This is a genomic window from Rhizobium sp. BE258, assembly GCF_031457345.1.
Lineage (GTDB): Bacteria > Pseudomonadota > Alphaproteobacteria > Rhizobiales > Rhizobiaceae > Rhizobium.
This window is the reverse complement of sequence record NZ_JAVDWL010000002.1, coordinates 714,742-730,651: the sequence shown is the minus strand read 5'-3', so window position 1 is coordinate 730,651 and position 15,910 is coordinate 714,742. Positions and strand designations below refer to the sequence as shown.

The 15,910-nt window shown below is 61.2% G+C and carries 15 protein-coding genes; 4 read left to right on the top strand and 11 right to left on the bottom strand.

The window, feature by feature from the left end:
- Positions 1 to 80: 80 nt before the first annotated feature.
- On the bottom strand, positions 81 to 353 hold the full coding sequence (locus J2X43_RS08850; protein WP_112385257.1) for a hypothetical protein: 273 nt from the start codon (positions 351 to 353) through the stop codon (positions 81 to 83).
- An 11-nt stretch (positions 354 to 364) separates the two neighbouring features.
- Positions 365 to 3,079, bottom strand: coding sequence for a DNA mismatch repair protein MutS (mutS, locus tag J2X43_RS08845; RefSeq protein ID WP_405049582.1), 2,715 nt, complete (start codon positions 3,077 to 3,079; stop codon positions 365 to 367).
- Between the two features lie 302 nt (positions 3,080 to 3,381).
- Between mutS and J2X43_RS08840 the strand changes: the two genes are divergently transcribed.
- Positions 3,382 to 5,667 carry an NADP-dependent malic enzyme gene (locus J2X43_RS08840; RefSeq protein ID WP_310293291.1) on the top strand — a complete coding sequence of 762 codons (2,286 nt, stop codon included), beginning with the start codon at positions 3,382 to 3,384 and terminating at the stop codon, positions 5,665 to 5,667.
- A gap of 57 nt (positions 5,668 to 5,724) precedes the next feature.
- Here the strand turns inward: J2X43_RS08840 and J2X43_RS08835 are convergent, their stop codons facing one another.
- The 6 genes from J2X43_RS08835 to J2X43_RS08810 all read right to left on the bottom strand — a co-directional run bounded on the left by J2X43_RS08835 (position 5,725) and on the right by J2X43_RS08810 (position 12,240).
- Positions 5,725 to 6,360, bottom strand: coding sequence for a VOC family protein (locus tag J2X43_RS08835; protein ID WP_310293771.1), 636 nt, complete (start codon positions 6,358 to 6,360; stop codon positions 5,725 to 5,727).
- A 131-nt stretch (positions 6,361 to 6,491) separates the two neighbouring features.
- Entirely contained in the window at positions 6,492 to 7,367 is an 876-nt protein-coding gene (locus J2X43_RS08830; protein WP_112514095.1) for a GNAT family N-acetyltransferase, read from the bottom strand.
- Between the two features lie 104 nt (positions 7,368 to 7,471).
- Positions 7,472 to 9,733: an ATP-binding protein gene (locus tag J2X43_RS08825; protein ID WP_310293288.1), complete on the bottom strand. Its 2,262-nt coding sequence runs from the start codon at positions 9,731 to 9,733 to the stop codon at positions 7,472 to 7,474.
- A 55-nt stretch (positions 9,734 to 9,788) separates the two neighbouring features.
- Positions 9,789 to 10,292 (bottom strand): signal peptidase II, encoded by a 504-nt coding sequence (gene lspA, locus J2X43_RS08820; RefSeq protein ID WP_310293286.1) that lies wholly within the window; start codon positions 10,290 to 10,292, stop codon positions 9,789 to 9,791.
- A complete protein-coding gene (locus tag J2X43_RS08815; protein WP_112385263.1) occupies positions 10,289 to 11,146 on the bottom strand; it encodes an RNA methyltransferase in 858 nt (285 codons plus the stop codon). Before J2X43_RS08815 ends, lspA begins: the two co-directional genes overlap by 4 nt.
- The gene (locus tag J2X43_RS08810) at positions 11,143 to 12,240 is read right to left on the bottom strand and encodes a class I SAM-dependent methyltransferase (protein ID WP_310293283.1); all 1,098 of its coding nucleotides are present in this window, start codon (positions 12,238 to 12,240) and stop codon (positions 11,143 to 11,145) included. Before J2X43_RS08810 ends, J2X43_RS08815 begins: the two co-directional genes overlap by 4 nt.
- A 116-nt stretch (positions 12,241 to 12,356) precedes the next feature.
- On the opposite strand from J2X43_RS08810, the gene J2X43_RS08805 reads away from it, so the two are divergent.
- Positions 12,357 to 12,809 carry a carbon monoxide dehydrogenase subunit G gene (locus J2X43_RS08805; RefSeq protein WP_310293281.1) on the top strand — a complete coding sequence of 151 codons (453 nt, stop codon included), beginning with the start codon at positions 12,357 to 12,359 and terminating at the stop codon, positions 12,807 to 12,809.
- 46 nt (positions 12,810 to 12,855) lie between these two features.
- Entirely contained in the window at positions 12,856 to 13,293 is a 438-nt protein-coding gene (locus J2X43_RS08800; protein ID WP_310293279.1) for a GNAT family N-acetyltransferase, read from the top strand.
- Here the strand turns inward: J2X43_RS08800 and J2X43_RS08795 are convergent, their stop codons facing one another.
- The 3 genes from J2X43_RS08795 to sppA all read right to left on the bottom strand — a co-directional run bounded on the left by J2X43_RS08795 (position 13,294) and on the right by sppA (position 15,016).
- Positions 13,294 to 13,626, bottom strand: coding sequence for a LapA family protein (locus J2X43_RS08795; RefSeq protein WP_310293277.1), 333 nt, complete (start codon positions 13,624 to 13,626; stop codon positions 13,294 to 13,296).
- A 110-nt stretch (positions 13,627 to 13,736) separates the two neighbouring features.
- Positions 13,737 to 14,036 carry an integration host factor subunit beta gene (locus tag J2X43_RS08790; RefSeq protein WP_018898213.1) on the bottom strand — a complete coding sequence of 100 codons (300 nt, stop codon included), beginning with the start codon at positions 14,034 to 14,036 and terminating at the stop codon, positions 13,737 to 13,739.
- Positions 14,037 to 14,065: 29 nt separating this feature from the next.
- Positions 14,066 to 15,016 carry a signal peptide peptidase SppA gene (sppA, locus tag J2X43_RS08785; protein ID WP_112385268.1) on the bottom strand — a complete coding sequence of 317 codons (951 nt, stop codon included), beginning with the start codon at positions 15,014 to 15,016 and terminating at the stop codon, positions 14,066 to 14,068.
- A gap of 214 nt (positions 15,017 to 15,230) precedes the next feature.
- Here sppA and lptC point away from each other — a divergent pair, with 214 nt between their 5' ends.
- Positions 15,231 to 15,896, top strand: coding sequence for an LPS export ABC transporter periplasmic protein LptC (lptC, locus tag J2X43_RS08780; RefSeq protein ID WP_112385269.1), 666 nt, complete (start codon positions 15,231 to 15,233; stop codon positions 15,894 to 15,896).
- The last annotated feature ends 14 nt before the right edge of the window (positions 15,897 to 15,910 follow it).

The window sequence follows — 15,910 nt, the reverse complement described above, 5'->3', positions numbered from 1 at the left end:
AGAACCTTTAATTTTGGCGAAAAGGTGTTGGCGCGGGCTGTGGCGAGGCGGTTTGCCGCAAGTTCGGCGGGCGCCGGCTTTCAGGCGGCCTGGGCCTGGACCGAATACAGCACCTGTCGGGCTTCACCGGTGATCGCCTCGAGCGTCGGCCTGTCGCATTCGCGGTATCCCGCCTTGGCGATCATCGACGCCAGTTCGCAGATCAGTGCGCAGCTGCGGGTCACTTCCAGTAGGCCATAGGGCGAGTTCCAGCCCCGCGGATTGCCATGCTCGTCGGCCTTGCGCAGCGCCTCGAGGATCGTGAACATATCGGAAAGCCGCTGTGTCTCGCGGACGAGGCTGCGCATGAACATCCGGCGGGCTCCTACTTCACTTGCTTCTTGAGGGCGTAAAGCGCGTCCAGCGCCTCGCGCGGCGTCATGTCGTCAAGGCTCATGCCTTTCAGCGCTTCCTCGACCTTCGACGGCCCGCGATTGCCATCTTCGCGGCGCACCGCCACCTGGAAAAGTGGCAGGTCGTCGATCAACTGGCTCGCCGGGTTCTTGCGGTCGGCGTCCTCAAGACGCGTCAGCACGTCGCGCGCGCGGGCAACCACCGAGGCCGGCAACCCGGCCAGCCGTGCAACCTGGATGCCATAGGAGCGATCCGCCGCGCCCGGGCCGACTTCATGCAGGAAGATCACGTCGCCATCCCATTCCTTCACGCGCATCGTGGCGTTCGATAGCCGGGCAAGCTTTTCCGACAGAACCGTAAGCTCATGAAAGTGCGTGGCGAAGAGGCCACGGCACCGGTTGGCCTCATGCAGATGCTCGACAGCGGCCCAGGCGATCGACAGGCCGTCGAACGTCGCCGTTCCGCGGCCGATTTCATCGAGGATCACGAGCGAGCGCTCCGTAGCCTGATTGAGGATCGCCGCGGTCTCGACCATCTCGACCATGAAGGTCGAGCGGCCACGGGCGAGGTCGTCGGATGCGCCGACGCGGGAAAACAGCCGGTCGACGATGCCGATATGCGCCGATGCCGCCGGAACGAAACAGCCCATCTGCGCCAGGATCGCAATCAGGGCGTTTTGGCGCAGGAAGGTCGACTTACCGCCCATGTTCGGGCCGGTGAGCAGCCAAATGGCGCCGTCCTTGCCGTCGGAAGCGGGAGACAGATCACAATTGTTGGCGACGAAGGGCCCGGACGACTGGCGGCGCAGCGCTTGCTCGACGACAGGATGCCTGCCACCTTCGATCGCAAACATCTTCGAGCCATCGACCATCGGGCGGCAATAGGCCTGCTCGTCGGCGAGCAGGGCCAAGGCCGCGGCAACGTCGATGATCGCGAGCGCCCGGGCGCCAGCCTTGATAGCTTCGGCCTCGGCAACGACGGCCGCGGTCATCTGGTCGAAGGCCTTCAGCTCGATCTGCAGCGCCCGGTCGGCGGCGTTGGCAATACGGCTTTCGAGATCGGCAAGCTCGGTCGTCGTGAAACGCATGGCATTGGCCATCGTCTGGCGATGGATGAAGCGCGCCTTGGCTTCGGCGGTATCCGTCATCGGCCCGGCATTGCCCGCCGTCACCTCGATGAAATAGCCGAGCACATTGTTATGCTTGATCTTTAGCGACTTGATGCCGGTCTCATCTGCATATTGCAGCTGCAGTCCGGCAATCACGCGGCGGGACTGGTCGCGCAGTGCCCGGACTTCGTCGAGCTCGGCATCCGCACCATCGCGCAGGAAGCCGCCATCGCGCTTCAGCAGCGGCAATTCGTCGGCCAGCGTCTCGCCGAGCAGGGCTTCCAGCGCGGGCGGAAGCGCACGAAGCTCGGTCGAGGCGCTATCGAGTTCTGCGGGTAACAGGGCATCCGAAAGACGGCGCGCCAGTTCGCTGGCGGCACCAAGGCCCTGGCGGATCGCCCAGAGGTCGCGCGGTCCGCCACGATCGAGCGCCAGGCGGGAAAGCGCACGCGGCATATCCGGCACATGCCTCAAGGCGTCCCGCAGATCGCCGCAAAGTGACGGCTCTTCGATCAGAAAGCCGATTGAATCCAGCCGCTCGTTGATCCTTGCCGGATCGGTCAGCGGCGACATCAGCCGCTCGGCGAGCAACCGTGCGCCACCACCGGTAACTGTACGGTCGATAGCCTTCAGGAGCGATCCGTTGCGGTCTCCCGAGAGCGTCTTCGCCAGTTCGAGATTGGCGCGGGTCGCCGGATCGATGAACAACGTCGAAGCGCCGCTCTCGCGCTCGGGCTTTCCAAGCGGCGGCCGCTCGGCGATTTGGGTCTTCTCGACATAGGCGACAGCGGCGGCCGCAGCCGCAAGTTCTGCCCGCGAGAAAGTCCCGAAGCCATCGAGCGTCGAGACGCCGAAATAACGGGTGATGCGGCCCTCTGCCGTCGCGCTGTCGAACAGCACGCCCGGCTGCGGCACGGCCACCCGGCCAAGCACATCGAAAACAGGCTTTAGTTCCGGGTCGTAGAACATCGTATCCGGCACGATCAGCTCGCGCGGTTCGATGCGCAGGATGTCAGCCAGCAGGCGGGAGCTCTCTGTTTCGGCGAGACGGAAAACACCGGTTGAAATGTCGATCCAGGCAAGGGCCATCAGCGGTTCGGATGCGCCGCGGATACGAGTGAGCGCCATCAGATAATTCGATTCCGATGGCGAAAGCAGCTTCTCTTCGGTGATCGTGCCCGGCGTCACCAGGCGGACGACATCGCGTTTGACGACCGATTTCGATCCGCGCTTCTTGGCTTCCGCCGGATCTTCCACCTGTTCGCAGACGGCAACGCGGAAACCAAGGCCGATCAGCCTCTGCAGGTAATCGTCGGCGGCATGGACAGGAACGCCGCACATCGGGATATCCTGACCCATATGCTGGCCGCGCTTTGTCAGCGTGATGCCGAGCGCGCGTGAGGCATCGAGCGCGTCTTCGAAGAACAGCTCGTAGAAATCGCCCATGCGGTAGAACAGCAGCGAATCCGGATTGTTCGCCTTGATCTCGATGAACTGCTCTATCATCGGCGTCGCCGAGGCGCGGCTTTCCTCCGTCGAAAGTTCGGCAGCCGAAAAGGCTTCGTGTCGAGGATCCATTCTGTCGTTCACGTCGGTCGGCTTTTCCCTAAAAAACAGGTGCCACCCTATCGAAGCGCGGCTATAGAAGACAACAGCTATCGGGAAATGGGAGCCGTTAGCCCACAGGAGGATTGAGGGAGGTATTCGGCGAACCGCGAGGTCAGGAACCCCTTGAGAGGACACCTGTCAGCTCCGGCGGATATTTTAATCGATTGTAGCCGTACGGCTTTTTCGCAAGGCGTCGTGTCGGCCCAAATAAGCGTGTCTATAGAGGGATAACGGCGCAATCGAAGATGGTTGCCAGGAGATTTGGAGGACATATGCCCGACATGAACAGCAAGCAGCGCCCCGCCAACGGCATCACCGACAAGGAAGCACTGGACTTCCACTCTATCGGGCGGCCGGGCAAGCTCGAGGTCAATCCAACCAAGCCGATGGCGACACAGCGTGATCTCTCATTGGCCTATTCGCCTGGTGTCGCCGTTCCGGTCAAGGCGATCGCCGCCGATCCCGCCACTGCCTACGACTACACGACGCGCGGCAACATGGTGGCCGTCATTTCCAACGGTACGGCCATTCTCGGTCTCGGCAATCTCGGCGCTTTGGCGTCCAAGCCGGTCATGGAAGGCAAGTCGGTCCTTTTCAAGCGTTTCGCCGATGTCGATTCCATCGACCTTGAAGTCGATACCGAGAATGTCGATGAGTTCATCAATTGCGTCCGCTTCCTCGGCCCGTCCTTCGGCGGCATCAACCTCGAAGATATCAAGGCGCCGGACTGTTTCATCATCGAGCAGCGCCTGCGCGAGCTGATGGACATCCCGGTTTTCCACGACGACCAGCACGGCACCGCAATCATCGCCGCAGCCGGTCTGATCAATGCGCTGGAGCTCACCGGCCGTGACCTGAAGACGACGAAGCTCGTCTGCAACGGGGCCGGAGCCGCGGCGATCGCCTGCGTCGAGCTGATCAAGGCGATGGGTTTCGCGTCGGAAAACATCGTGCTCTGCGACACCAAGGGCGTGATCTACCAAGGCCGCACCGAGGGCATGAACCAGTGGAAGTCGGCCCATGCCGTCAAGACCAAGGCACGCACGCTGAAAGAAGCCATGAAGGGCGCCGACGTCGTCTTCGGCCTGTCGCAGAAGGGCGCCTTCTCGGAAGACATGATCCGCTCGATGGCCGATCGGCCGATCATTTTCGCGATGGCGAACCCGGATCCTGAAATCACGCCTGAAGAAGTCGCCCGCATCCGCGACGACGCAATCATGGCGACCGGCCGCTCGGACTATCCGAACCAGGTCAACAACGTCCTCGGCTTCCCCTATATCTTCCGCGGTGCGCTCGATGTTCGCGCCACGACGATCAACGACGACATGAAGATTGCCGCCGTCAAGGCGCTCGCCAGTCTCGCCCGCGAAGACGTGCCCGACGATGTCGTTGCCGCCTATCAGGGCAATCGCCCGCGCTTCGGCGCGCAGTATATCATCCCGGTCCCCTTCGATCCGCGGTTGATCTCGGCGATCCCGGCCGCCGTCGCGGAGGCTGCGATTGAAAGCGGCGTGGCCCGCAAGGTCATCACCGATATGGAGGGCTATCGCCGCGAGCTCTCCGCCCGCCGCGACCCTATCGCTTCGACGCTCGCCAGCCTTTACGAGCGCGTCCGCCGCCGTCCGAAGCGTGTGGTTTTTGCCGAGGCGGAAGAAGAGCAGGTAATGCGCGCAGCACTCTCCTATGCCAACCAGCAGCTCGGCACGGCAATCCTGCTTGGCCGCGAGGACCTGATCAAGGCAACGGCCGAGCGCGCCGGCATCGATCTCAACCGTCCCGGTCTGGAGATCGTCAACGCCCGCATCTCCACTCGCGTCGAGGCCTATATCGACTATCTCTATGCCCGCCTGCAGCGGAAGGGCTACCTCCACCGCGATGCGCAGCGCCTGATCCACAACGACCGCAACCACTTTGCGGCCACCATGGTGGCGCTCGGCGATGCCGACGGCATGGTGACGGGCATCACCCGCAATTACTCGACGGCGCTGGAAGACGTCCGCCGCTGCATCGACGAGAAGCCGGGTCATCGGGTCATCGGTGTCTCGCTGGTGCTTGCTCGCGGCCGCACCGTCTTCGTTGCCGATACCGCCGTGCATGACATGCCGACGGCGGAAGAGCTGGCCGATATCGCCGAGGAAGCCGCAGGCCTCGCCCGCCGCATGGGCTACCAGCCGCGCGTCGCCATGCTTGCCTATTCCACCTTCGGCCATCCGTCGGGCGAGCGCTCCGAGCGCGTCCGCGAAGCAGTGAAGATCCTCGACAAGCGCCGCGTCGATTTCGAGTATGACGGTGAAATGTCGGCCGATGTCGCGCTGAACCGCAAGGCGATGGAGCAGTATCCGTTCTGCCGCCTGTCCGGCCCGGCCAACGTCCTCGTCATGCCGGCCTTCCACTCGGCCTCCATCAGCACCAAGATGCTGCAGGAACTCGGCGGCTCCACCGTCATCGGCCCGATCCTCGTCGGCCTCGACAAGGCCGTCCAGATCACCTCGATGGGCGCCAAGGACAGCGACATCGTCAACATGGCGGCAATTGCCGCCTATGCGGCCGGGTCGTAAAGCGAATAGCAATGACAAGGCGGAATTGGCGACACATCCGCTTTGTTCAGTCTGTCCTCAACCCGCGAACATGATCAGGTTGCCATCGGGATCGCGAACGATGAAAGTGCGCGCGCCCCAAGGCTCCGTTTTCAGGCTCTGATAAAATGGAGCGCCGGCCGCCGTATATTCCAGAAATAATGCCTTCACGTCGTCGACAGTGATCGTTGCCGAGAGCGCATCGATTTCTTGGCGCCGAAATTCAACGCTGAAGGCTGGGCTATCGACGTGCCTGATATTCAGCTTCGCAGCATCGCGGGCGACCTGGGCATAGAAGGGCGGATTGCCGTAGGCGAAGGTGGTTTCGAATTTCAGCTTATGGGCATAAAATGAAAGCGATAAATCGATGTCCCTCACGAACAGCTGAGGCTGTGAATCGATCATTCGAGGCGTTGATGCAGACTGCTGCTTGGCTGCTGAACTCATTTCGCTAAGTCCCTCTTTCAGCGCGGCCCAGCTTTCAAAGCCCTCCATAGCGGCGACCAACTCTTGAGCATCAACCAGCTTGAACTCGGCGTTGAGGATAGCCTTGTCGTCAAGGTGCCTGAAGCGCGGGAGCCAATATCCAATTTCCGCAGCAACAGGATAATAGCGATCCTGATGCCAGCGTTTGAACTGTTTGGCTTTTTTCTTGAGATTTTCGAAATTGGGCATGGCGCAACGTTGAAGATCGTAGGCGGGCATAGCCCAGCCGGCACCATGCCGATGCGCCCTACTGAAACGCTGACTTCAGGATGAATGTCCAACCGGGCGCCGTCAAGAGTGACGGCGCCTGCCCACGGCTATCAGCTCGCAAAACGTCCCGCGTCAGCGCCGTAGTAGTTCAGATAGCGGTCCGAGATGCTGGAGATCGGCAGCACGATCAGCACGTCGGTGGTGTTGAAGGCGTGGTCGACGACCGCTGTGGAGCCGACCATGGCGCCGAGACGCAGGTAACCCTTGATCAGCGGCGGCAGCGCCATCAACGCTTTCTTTGGATTGACCGCTTCCGGCGGCATCAGGTCCATGGCGCGTGCCATATGCGGCAGGGCATCGACAGCCCACTCGTCCTTGGCAACGACCGTGTGGTGCAGGAAGGAAAGCGCCAGTGCATGGCTTTCCGGATGAACGCCCGGAAACGATGCGCAACCGAACATCGCGCTGACGCCATGCTTTAGGGCGTAGGCCCAATTGCCCTGCCAGAGAAGCTCGACCGTACGCTTGGTGCGGTAGGCGGGCAGCACGCAGGAGCGGCCGAGTTCCATGAACTTCTTGTCGGGGTGCCGGGCGAGCAGCTCGCCGATGGCAAATTCGGAAGCCGAGTAAAAGCCGCCATTCGCCATTGCGACGTCCTGCCGCAGCAGGCGGTAGGTGCCGACAATCTGGTCTTCGCTGTCGCCCTCGATCGAGCGGTCGAGAACGAGCAGGTGGTCGCAGAAGGCGTCATAGGCATCGACGTCGCGCTCACGGCGCATCGTCTCAGCCGGAAGCTGCGCGCCCATTTCCTCGACAAAAACGCGGTAGCGGACATGCTGCGAAGCGTCGATTTCGCTTGCAGTGCGGGCCAGCCGGGTTTCGAGGTTGCCGATGCGGCCGAGAACGTCGCTTTCCTTCGGCGGGGCCGAAGTTGCAGGCCGTGTGGCCTCCACCAATGTCTCACGATTCAAGGTGTCGATGTCCATTGACGATTCTCCCGTTGCCGGCTCATGAGCTGCCATAAAACACTAATGTGCGACAGGAAAGTGACATCAATGTTACGGAAAAATGCAGCTGGTGTCACTCATCATCAGAGCGCTTCGGCGCGTCTTGCGGAGAGCGCGGCGACGGCCTGAACCTCGGTCAGTAGCCGGATGGGGTCGATCGGCTTGATCATGACGCGGTTGGCCCCGGCGAGCAGAACTGCGCGGCGCGACTCGTCCCGCTTGTCGGCCGTCAGCACGATGACGGGCACCGGCAGCAGATCGAGCCGGCGCTCGTGACCACGCAGGCGGCCGATCATGTCGACACCTTCGCCGCCCGGCATGGTCAGGTCGCTGATGATGATATCAGGCCTGCTGCCATTCTCCGACAGGGCGCCATCGAGCAGCGCCTCGAAGTCCTCGACATGGCGGACGGTGTGGCCGCCCTTCTCCAGCATCGCACGCACAAGCATCGCGTTGATCGGATCGTCTTCGCCAAGCAGGATATTCAGTCCGTGCTGCTGACTGGCTTCCGGGATCGAGGCGCTGAAGCCTGGCTGATTGTCGTTCAGAGCGTCGCGCTTTTCCATGCCGCGCATGCGGCCGCGCAGTACGTCGATCAACGACTGCTCGCGCAGCGGCCGGATCAGCCAGGCGTCGAAGAGATCGAGCGCATGGGAGTTGCGTTCTTCCGGATTGACGAGCAGGATCTTGCGCAGGCCGAGCGCTGCAATGTCGGCGCGATCGGCAAGGTGGCTGGAGAACTCGGCCGATAGCCGATGATCGATGATGATGTCGGTCGGGCGTTGTCCGCGGCCGGCCATGTAAAGCAGCGTTTCGCGGGCCGTCTCGCCGTCTTCGACGAGGTGGCAATCGCCGCCGAGTGCCGTCACCGTCTCAGCTATAGCGGCCCGCGCCGCACCGGCCGGTGCGAGCAATAGGACCGTGTTTCCTGCCAGCAGCCCTTTGCGCCGTCCGCGGCTTTCTTCAGTCATGCCTGCCGGGAAGCGGATGGTGAATTCACTGCCTTTGCCCTTTTCGCTGGCAACCGTCAGCGAGCCGCCGAATTCGCGCATGATGCGGGCGGAGATCGTCAGCCCAAGCCCGGTGCCGCCGCTCTTTTCCATCATCGTTCCTCCCTGTTCGAATTCGGCAAAAATCCGCGACTGCTCCTCCGCCGTCATGCCGGGTCCGGTGTCGGTCACGGTGATGACGAGATCGTCGTCCGTCAGGGCCGCGCGAATAAAGACGCCGCCAGCCTGGGTGAATTTCACCGCGTTGCCGATGACGTTGAACAGCACCTGCCGAAGCCGGGCCGGATCGAAGCTCATAAATTCCGGAACATCCGAAGACACTGTCGCGCCGATCTCGATATCCTTCTCATGGGCGCGATGTGCCAGCATTTCGACGACGCTTTCCAGCAACTGCCGGAGCGATTCCGATCGCGGCCGCAGCTGGAAGCGGCCGACTTCGATGGTCGAGAAATCGAGCAGGTCTTCAACCAGTTGCGTCAGCGCATGGCCGGACTGGCGGATGCCGCCGATATAGTTCTGCTGCTCCTGCGTCATCTGAGCCTGGGTCAGCAGATGCGTCATGCCGAGAATGCCGGACAGCGGCGTGCGGATTTCATGGCTGACGGTGGCAAGCAGACGCGACTTTGCCGCGCTGTTGTATTCCGCCTTCTGCCGCGCCTCTTCGCGGGCCTGTGCCGTCAGGCGCTCGGCGGTCACGTCCCGGGCGACGCTCTGGATCAGCAGATTGCCGCTCGTGGGGTCGCGGGTGACGACGTCGTTCCAGACAAAGATGCGCTGTCCCTCCGGCGTCGAGATCTCGACGTCGAAGCGATGCGGCTCGGCGCCGGGGCGGAAGGCAATGCCGATTTCCTCGCAGGTCTGTCCTTCCGGCTTCAGCCGCCCGGTGAGACGCCGGAACGTCGCGTTGGCGCCAAGGATGCGCCGGTCGATGCTGCGGGTGACTGTGATATCGCCAAGGACGTCGTGGACATTGGCAAAAAGGTCTGCTGCCTCGCTTGCCGGTGCGCGAGCGTGTCCGGTCTTCGCTGCCAGATGGGAATTCGTTCTGCGGCTCGACGCGGCGGCATAGGCGATCAACACGACAGCAATGAAGGCAAGTCCGGCGGATAGAAACAGAATGCCGCCTGCCTGTCCGAGAAAAATGAGGAGGCAGGCCGCAATCAGACCGGCGCCACCGAGCCAATATGACACAATGCTGCGAAGCGGCCGCTTCCGGTGTTCGGGCAGCGCGTCAGCCTTGGATTGCAGGTTATCATCCGCCGTCCGCATTGCCTGCGGTTTGGCGGGACCGAATGCCGCGGTCAATCTTTCCTGCAGTTGAGCCAAGCTTTGCATGAATGCTGGCTAACATAGGCGCTCTTCCGAATGCCTTCAGGAAAAAGCTAAAATTTTAGCTTTCGGCCTTTTTCGGTTGCAGCAACTCGTCAAGAATCACGCATCCCGCGCCGACGGTGATAAAACTATCGGCAAGATTGAAAACTGCGAATGACCATGTTTCGGTATGAAACAGGATGTAATCGATCACGTGCCCGTAGAGAAAGCGGTCGAAGAGGTTGCCGAGCGCGCCGGCAATGATCAGCGCGAAGCCGGTATGCGCGATCCAGCGGTCCTTCGCTGTGCGGTGCCACATCCAAATCACGAAGATGACAATGATCAGGCGCATTCCCACGATGAACCAGCCGTCCATACCCGAGAGCATCGAGAAGGCGACACCGAGATTGTAGGTTCTATAGAGCGCCAGCATCGGAATGACCGGAACCATCTCCTGCAGCGGCAGATAGTGGTCGACGGCGATCTTCACGGCCTGATCGAGGATCACCGCCACCACGATGAACAGAAGGATCGGCAGCGGGCGTGAAAAGAGGGCCGGGCGCAGGAGCGTCTGTTCGGTCATTTTGCCTCGGATAATGAGAGAAGGTGGCGCCGGGCCTCGAAGAGCATCACGGCGCTGGCAACGGCAAGATTGAGCGAGTCGGCGAGGCCCTGCTGCGGAATGCGGGCCAGCGCATCGGCCTGGCTTGCAAGCTGATCCGGGAGGCCGGACTGCTCGTTGCCCATCAGGATAACAACGGGCTTCTTCTTGTAGTCGATCGTGCGGTAGTCCACCGATCCGGCAAGATGCGTTGCGACCACCGAAACACCGGCCGTCTTCTTCCAGGCAATGAAGTCCTCTGGCGAAGCGCGGGTGACCGGCACGGCAAAGACCGATCCCATGGTGGCGCGCACGGTCTCCAGCGAGAAAGGATCCGTCGTTTCGCCGACAAGGATAACGCCGGAGGCGCCTGCCGCATCGGCGGTGCGAATGATCGTGCCGAGATTGCCGGGATCGCGGACGCGGTCGAGTGCAATCCAGGTTTCGCCCTGCTGGGGATGGATATCACGCAACGGCTTCCAGCGGGTCTCGAAGATGCCGACGACCATTTGCGGGTTGTCGCGGCGCGTGACCGAGGAAAGCACTTTCTCGCTCACCTCAAGCACCAGCCCGCCCGAGGCGACGGTCTTTGCCGCCATCTGCTCGACCAGCGGCTTGCCCTTCGCGGCCTTGGCATAGACCAGGGTGCGGATCGTCCAGCCGAGCTCGATCGCGTCGATCACGAGCTTCAGGCCCTCGGCCATGAAGGTGCCGCTCTGCTCGCGAGTCTTCTTGTCGCTGAGCGCCTTGATGTCCTTGATGATCGGATTGGCAAGCGAGGTGACTTCCTTCACCTGGCCGACCCGGCGGGGTCCGCGGTCGTGATATTCGTTCATTTCGGCACCCAGCGGGAGAAGAGAGACGTAGAAAGGGCGCGGCCCGGCGTCTTGCCGTCGAGACCGCCTTCGCGGATCACCAGCTCGCCGGATTCGACGACGCCACCGGCGCCGCGCATCGTTTCGCGCATCAGTTCGTGGATCGAATAGAAGCTGGCGCGGATCGAATAGGCAGTCAGCACTAGGCCGACGGCCTTGGGCGACAGGATGCCGCGGCAGATGTCAAGCATCAGAGGCAGATGCTCGAAGAGGTGCCAGACCTCGCCATTCGGCCCACGGCCGAATTTCGGCGGATCCGTCAGAATGATGTCATAGGTGTTGCCGCGGCGCTCCTCGCGCAGGACGAACTTCATCGCGTCTTCGCAGATCCAGCGGATCGGCAGCTTTTCCATCCGTCCGAGCGCCTGGTTCTCGCGTGCCCAGCCGATTGCCTTCTTAGAGGCATCGACATGGGTCACTTCGGCACCGGCTGCAGCTGCCACCAGCGAGGCGACACCGGTGTAACCAAATAGATTCAGCACCTTGAGCGGCCTGCCGGCCTGCTCGACCTGTTCCTTCATCCAGGCCCAATGGACGATCTGCTCCGGAAATACGCCGACATGCCGGAACGACGTGAAGCGGCCGAAGAAATCGACGCCGAGCAAATGGAGCGGCCAGGTTTCGCCGAGCGCGTCCTTCGGAAAACGCCAGCGGCCGGTGCCCTCTTCATCGACGTCACCGGTGAAGGCGGCATCGACCTTTTCCCAGACATGCGGGGGAAGTGACGGTTGCCACAACGCCTGTCCCTCGGGGCGGATGATGCGATAGGGCCCGTATTGTTCGAGCTTCTGGCCGTTGCCGCTGTCGATCAGGTGGAAATCGCCGGCACCCAGCGATTCCAGAATGACAGGCACGCGCTCAGCCGGCCGGTCGCCCGTCCGGGTCTGCAATGGCCGTTCGACAGCAGGGCTCGTGGCGGCCTCGCGCATTGTTTCCCGGGCAGCCGCGGATTTTGTCGCAGGCTTTGCCGGGCGGTTCGGGCGCTCGTCGTTGCGGCGGTGGCCGGAGGAGCCGGAAGGCGTCTTTGCGCCCGGCCGGCGTTCTTTTTGTTTCAACGTGGTGTTCCGCGTCTTCAATTCGATAGAGCCCGTGCAAATAGCATTCCGTTTCACCTTGGCAAAGCGCTTTCCCGCTGTGATAAGTTTAGCGATCCGAAATGGGAGGATTTCGAATGGATATGACCGGAGAGGAACGCATCAACGCTCCACGCGATGCCGTATGGGCCGCGCTCAACGATCCAGACATCCTCAAACGATGCATTCCGGGCTGTCAGGTGCTGGAGATGACATCGCCGACCGAGTTGGCGGCGACGGTCAAGATCAAGATCGGCCCGGTCTCGGCCACCTTCAACGGCGAGGTGACGCTATCCAATATCAACGCGCCTGAAAGCTACACGATCTCCGGCGAAGGCAAGGGCGGCATCGCAGGCTTTGCCAAAGGCGGCGCCGATGTCGTGTTGAAGGAAGACGGCAGCGAAACCATCCTGCAATATGCGGCGAAGGCACAGGTCGGCGGAAAGCTTGCGCAACTTGGTGCCCGGCTGGTGGATTCCACGTCGCAGAAACTGGCACAGCAATTCTTTGCCGATTTCAATGCGGCAGTCTCGGAAAAGGAAGCGATCTGAGCCTCGGGCCATTGGCGGCTTGCGATGTCTAAGCTAAGCCTGAAGCATGAACGTGACGATCAGGACCCCGCAGCACTCGGATCGCGAAGAGCTGGCCGACATTTATCTCCAGGTTCGCCGCCAGACCTTCACCTGGGTCGATCCGTATAAGTTCCGGCACGAGGATTTTGCAGCTCACACGCAAGGCGAACTCGTCTGGCTCGCCGAGGCGACCGATGGCACGACCGCCGGTTTCATGACGCTCTGGGCAGCCGACGATTTCATTCACATGCTCTATATCCGCAAGGAATGGCGGGGCAGGGGCGTCGGCACAGCGCTGCTTGCCGCACTTCCGGACTGGCCACGGCATAAATACCGGCTGAAGTGCCTGGTCAACAATGCCCCGGCGAAAGCCTTCTATTTATCCAAGGGCTTCGCCGTTACCAGCGGAGGGACGTCGTCGGAAGGCGAGTATGAGGAGCTGACCTTCGATCCGCCGCGCTGATTATCGCGATGGAAGCTGGCCTGCGATCTCTTCGGCGCGCGCCTTGTGGCGATCCGCCTCGCTCTGCCAGCGTACGGCCTCTTTGGCTTCGTTGCGCGCCCGCTTGCGGTGCTTGCCCTGGCTGAACCACGTGACGGCAGAGCCTGCAAACATGCCGATAATCAGCGCGATGAAGATGAAGACAAAGAATGGCGCCGATAGCGACAGGACCTGATCCTCGGGCCGGAAGGGATTGAAGGCCAGCGTCACGATCTTCCGGTTGGCGACGCAGAAGATGATCAGGATGATGCCTAGCGGCAGCAAAATCAAAAGGTTGGTGATCTTCTTCGCCATGGATGGCCTCCGCGCATTATCAGCGCCGCGTTCAAACGGCGCTTTCAGACTTTATGCAGAATAGGAATCGGCGGGCGAACTTCAAGCGCGGTTTCGCCGCAGGGCAGGTCTCAGTCGTCCTGATCGGCCTGGCCGGGGTTCAGCCGTTCGCGCAGTTCCTTGCCGGTCTTGAAGAAGGGAACCCACTTCTCTTCGACGAACACGGTGTCGCCGGTACGGGGGTTCCGGCCAGAGCGCGACGGGCGGTTCTTGACAGAAAAGGCGCCGAAGCCGCGCAGTTCGACGCGGTTGCCCGCCGCCAGTGCATCGGTGATCTCGTCGAGAACGGCATTGACGATATTCTCGACGTCGCGGTGATAGAGATGCGGGTTGCGCGCGGCAACTATCTGCACCAGTTCCGACTTGATCACGGTCGCCCCCTTAAATTATTGATTTCTTATCAATCGCGGCCAAACTGCCAAACTGAAACGAGCCCGTCAAGGAGCAACTTTTGTGGCAGAATGCCCTCAAGCGCTTGGCTTTTAACGAGGTCGCCGTAACCAAGAAGCGTCGCGACCTTGGAAAGCGCACCGGCAAGCAGGAAAGGCGTGTTGCTCTTCTTGTCCCAATCGACCACCGGCAGGTCCTTGCTGACATCCCGCTTGGCAAGATAGTCGCGAATTTCGGGGTCGCCGCCGAGCTGATCGACAAGCTTGACCTTCAGCGCCTGGCGGCCTGTATAGATCGTCCCATCGGCAAGCTTAAGTACTTCATCGCGTGGCATTTTCCGGCGATCGGCAACGAGATCGACGAACCAGGCATAGCTGTCCTGGACCATGCTGTTGATCATTGCCTTGGCTTCCTCGCTGGTGTTGTGGAAGGGCGAGGGCTCGGCCTTCAAAGGCGAGGACTTGATCTCCTGCAGCGAGACGCCGAGCTTGTCGAGCAGCGGCTGGATCTGCGGGTACTGGAAGATGACGCCGATCGATCCGGTGATCGAGCTCTCGCCGGCGACGATCGTATCGCCTGCCGTGGCAATCATATAGCCGGCCGAAGCGGCCAGTGTTCTGACATCCGAAACGACAGGCTTCTTGGCTGAAATCGCCCTGATCGCCTTGAAGATCTTTTCGCCGCCATAGGTCGTGCCGCCTGGCGAGGAGATCGAGATGATCACGCCCTTGACCTGATCATTCTCCTCGATCTTCTTCAGCCGCTCCAGCAATTCGTCGTCGTCGGTGATCAGTCCTGAAATCGTCACATGGGCGATCTGCGGCCGGCTCTGCTCGATATCAGCACGGAAGAACTGGTACAGAGAGAAGCCGAGTGCGACGAGAAGCAGCGCTGCGGCGATGCGCCAGAATCCGAGGCGCCGGCGAAGTTTGCGGCGGTCGGCGATCGTCGAGCTGTCCATAAGTCCTCCAGGGCCGGCGGCGGCCTCATTCACTGCGGCATGAGATAAGGCGGCATAGTGTTGTGAAAATGCCGGTTTACCTCGTTTTCATCCGTTTGTTGCTTGTTGCAGAAAAAAATCCATATTGGCAAGCTAATGTAATAATGCGAAACGATCTGTGATCGACGGTAGTAGTTCCTATATAGGAAGCCGATCAACAGACACGGACAGACCGATGCTCAACACCATCAACAGCGGCGGGGGGGCTGCAATTGCCAGACCCGAGCGCAACGCCTATGGCGCTGCGTTGCATCACTCCGCGCGCGTCCGCCGCCTGAAAGTGCTACTGCCGGTCACCGCCGTCATCATCTCGCTGATCTTCATCGCCGTCTCTATGATCCGGGCCTATCTGCCGGAGAATATCAAGATCGAAGGCGCCAAGATCGAGAACGGCAAGGTCGTCATGGCGAAGCCCGCGATTTCGGGCCGCAATTCCGACGGCATCAATTATTCCATGCTCGCCGAGCGCGCACTGCAGGATATCAAGAACCCCAGCCTCATCACGCTCGAGACGATCAAGGCAGCCGTTCCCGTCAGTGACGGCCTAGTCGCCAGCGTCGAGGCCTCTTCCGCAGATTATGACCGCGCGACGGACAAGCTAGCGCTGACTTCACCATTCACTGTTATCATGAGCAATGGACTGAAAGCCGATTTCAAGTCTGCAAAGCTCGATATCAAGGGCGGCAGCATGTCGACTGATGATCCCGTTACCATCACGAAAGAGGGAACTTCGGTTGTTGCGAACTCCCTCAAGATGGCGGATAAGGGTCGCGTGATCACGTTCGAGGGGAAAGTTCGTATGAACGTTGATCCATCCGCCATCCGCAAACAGGGCACCTAACAGCCGGGTTATTT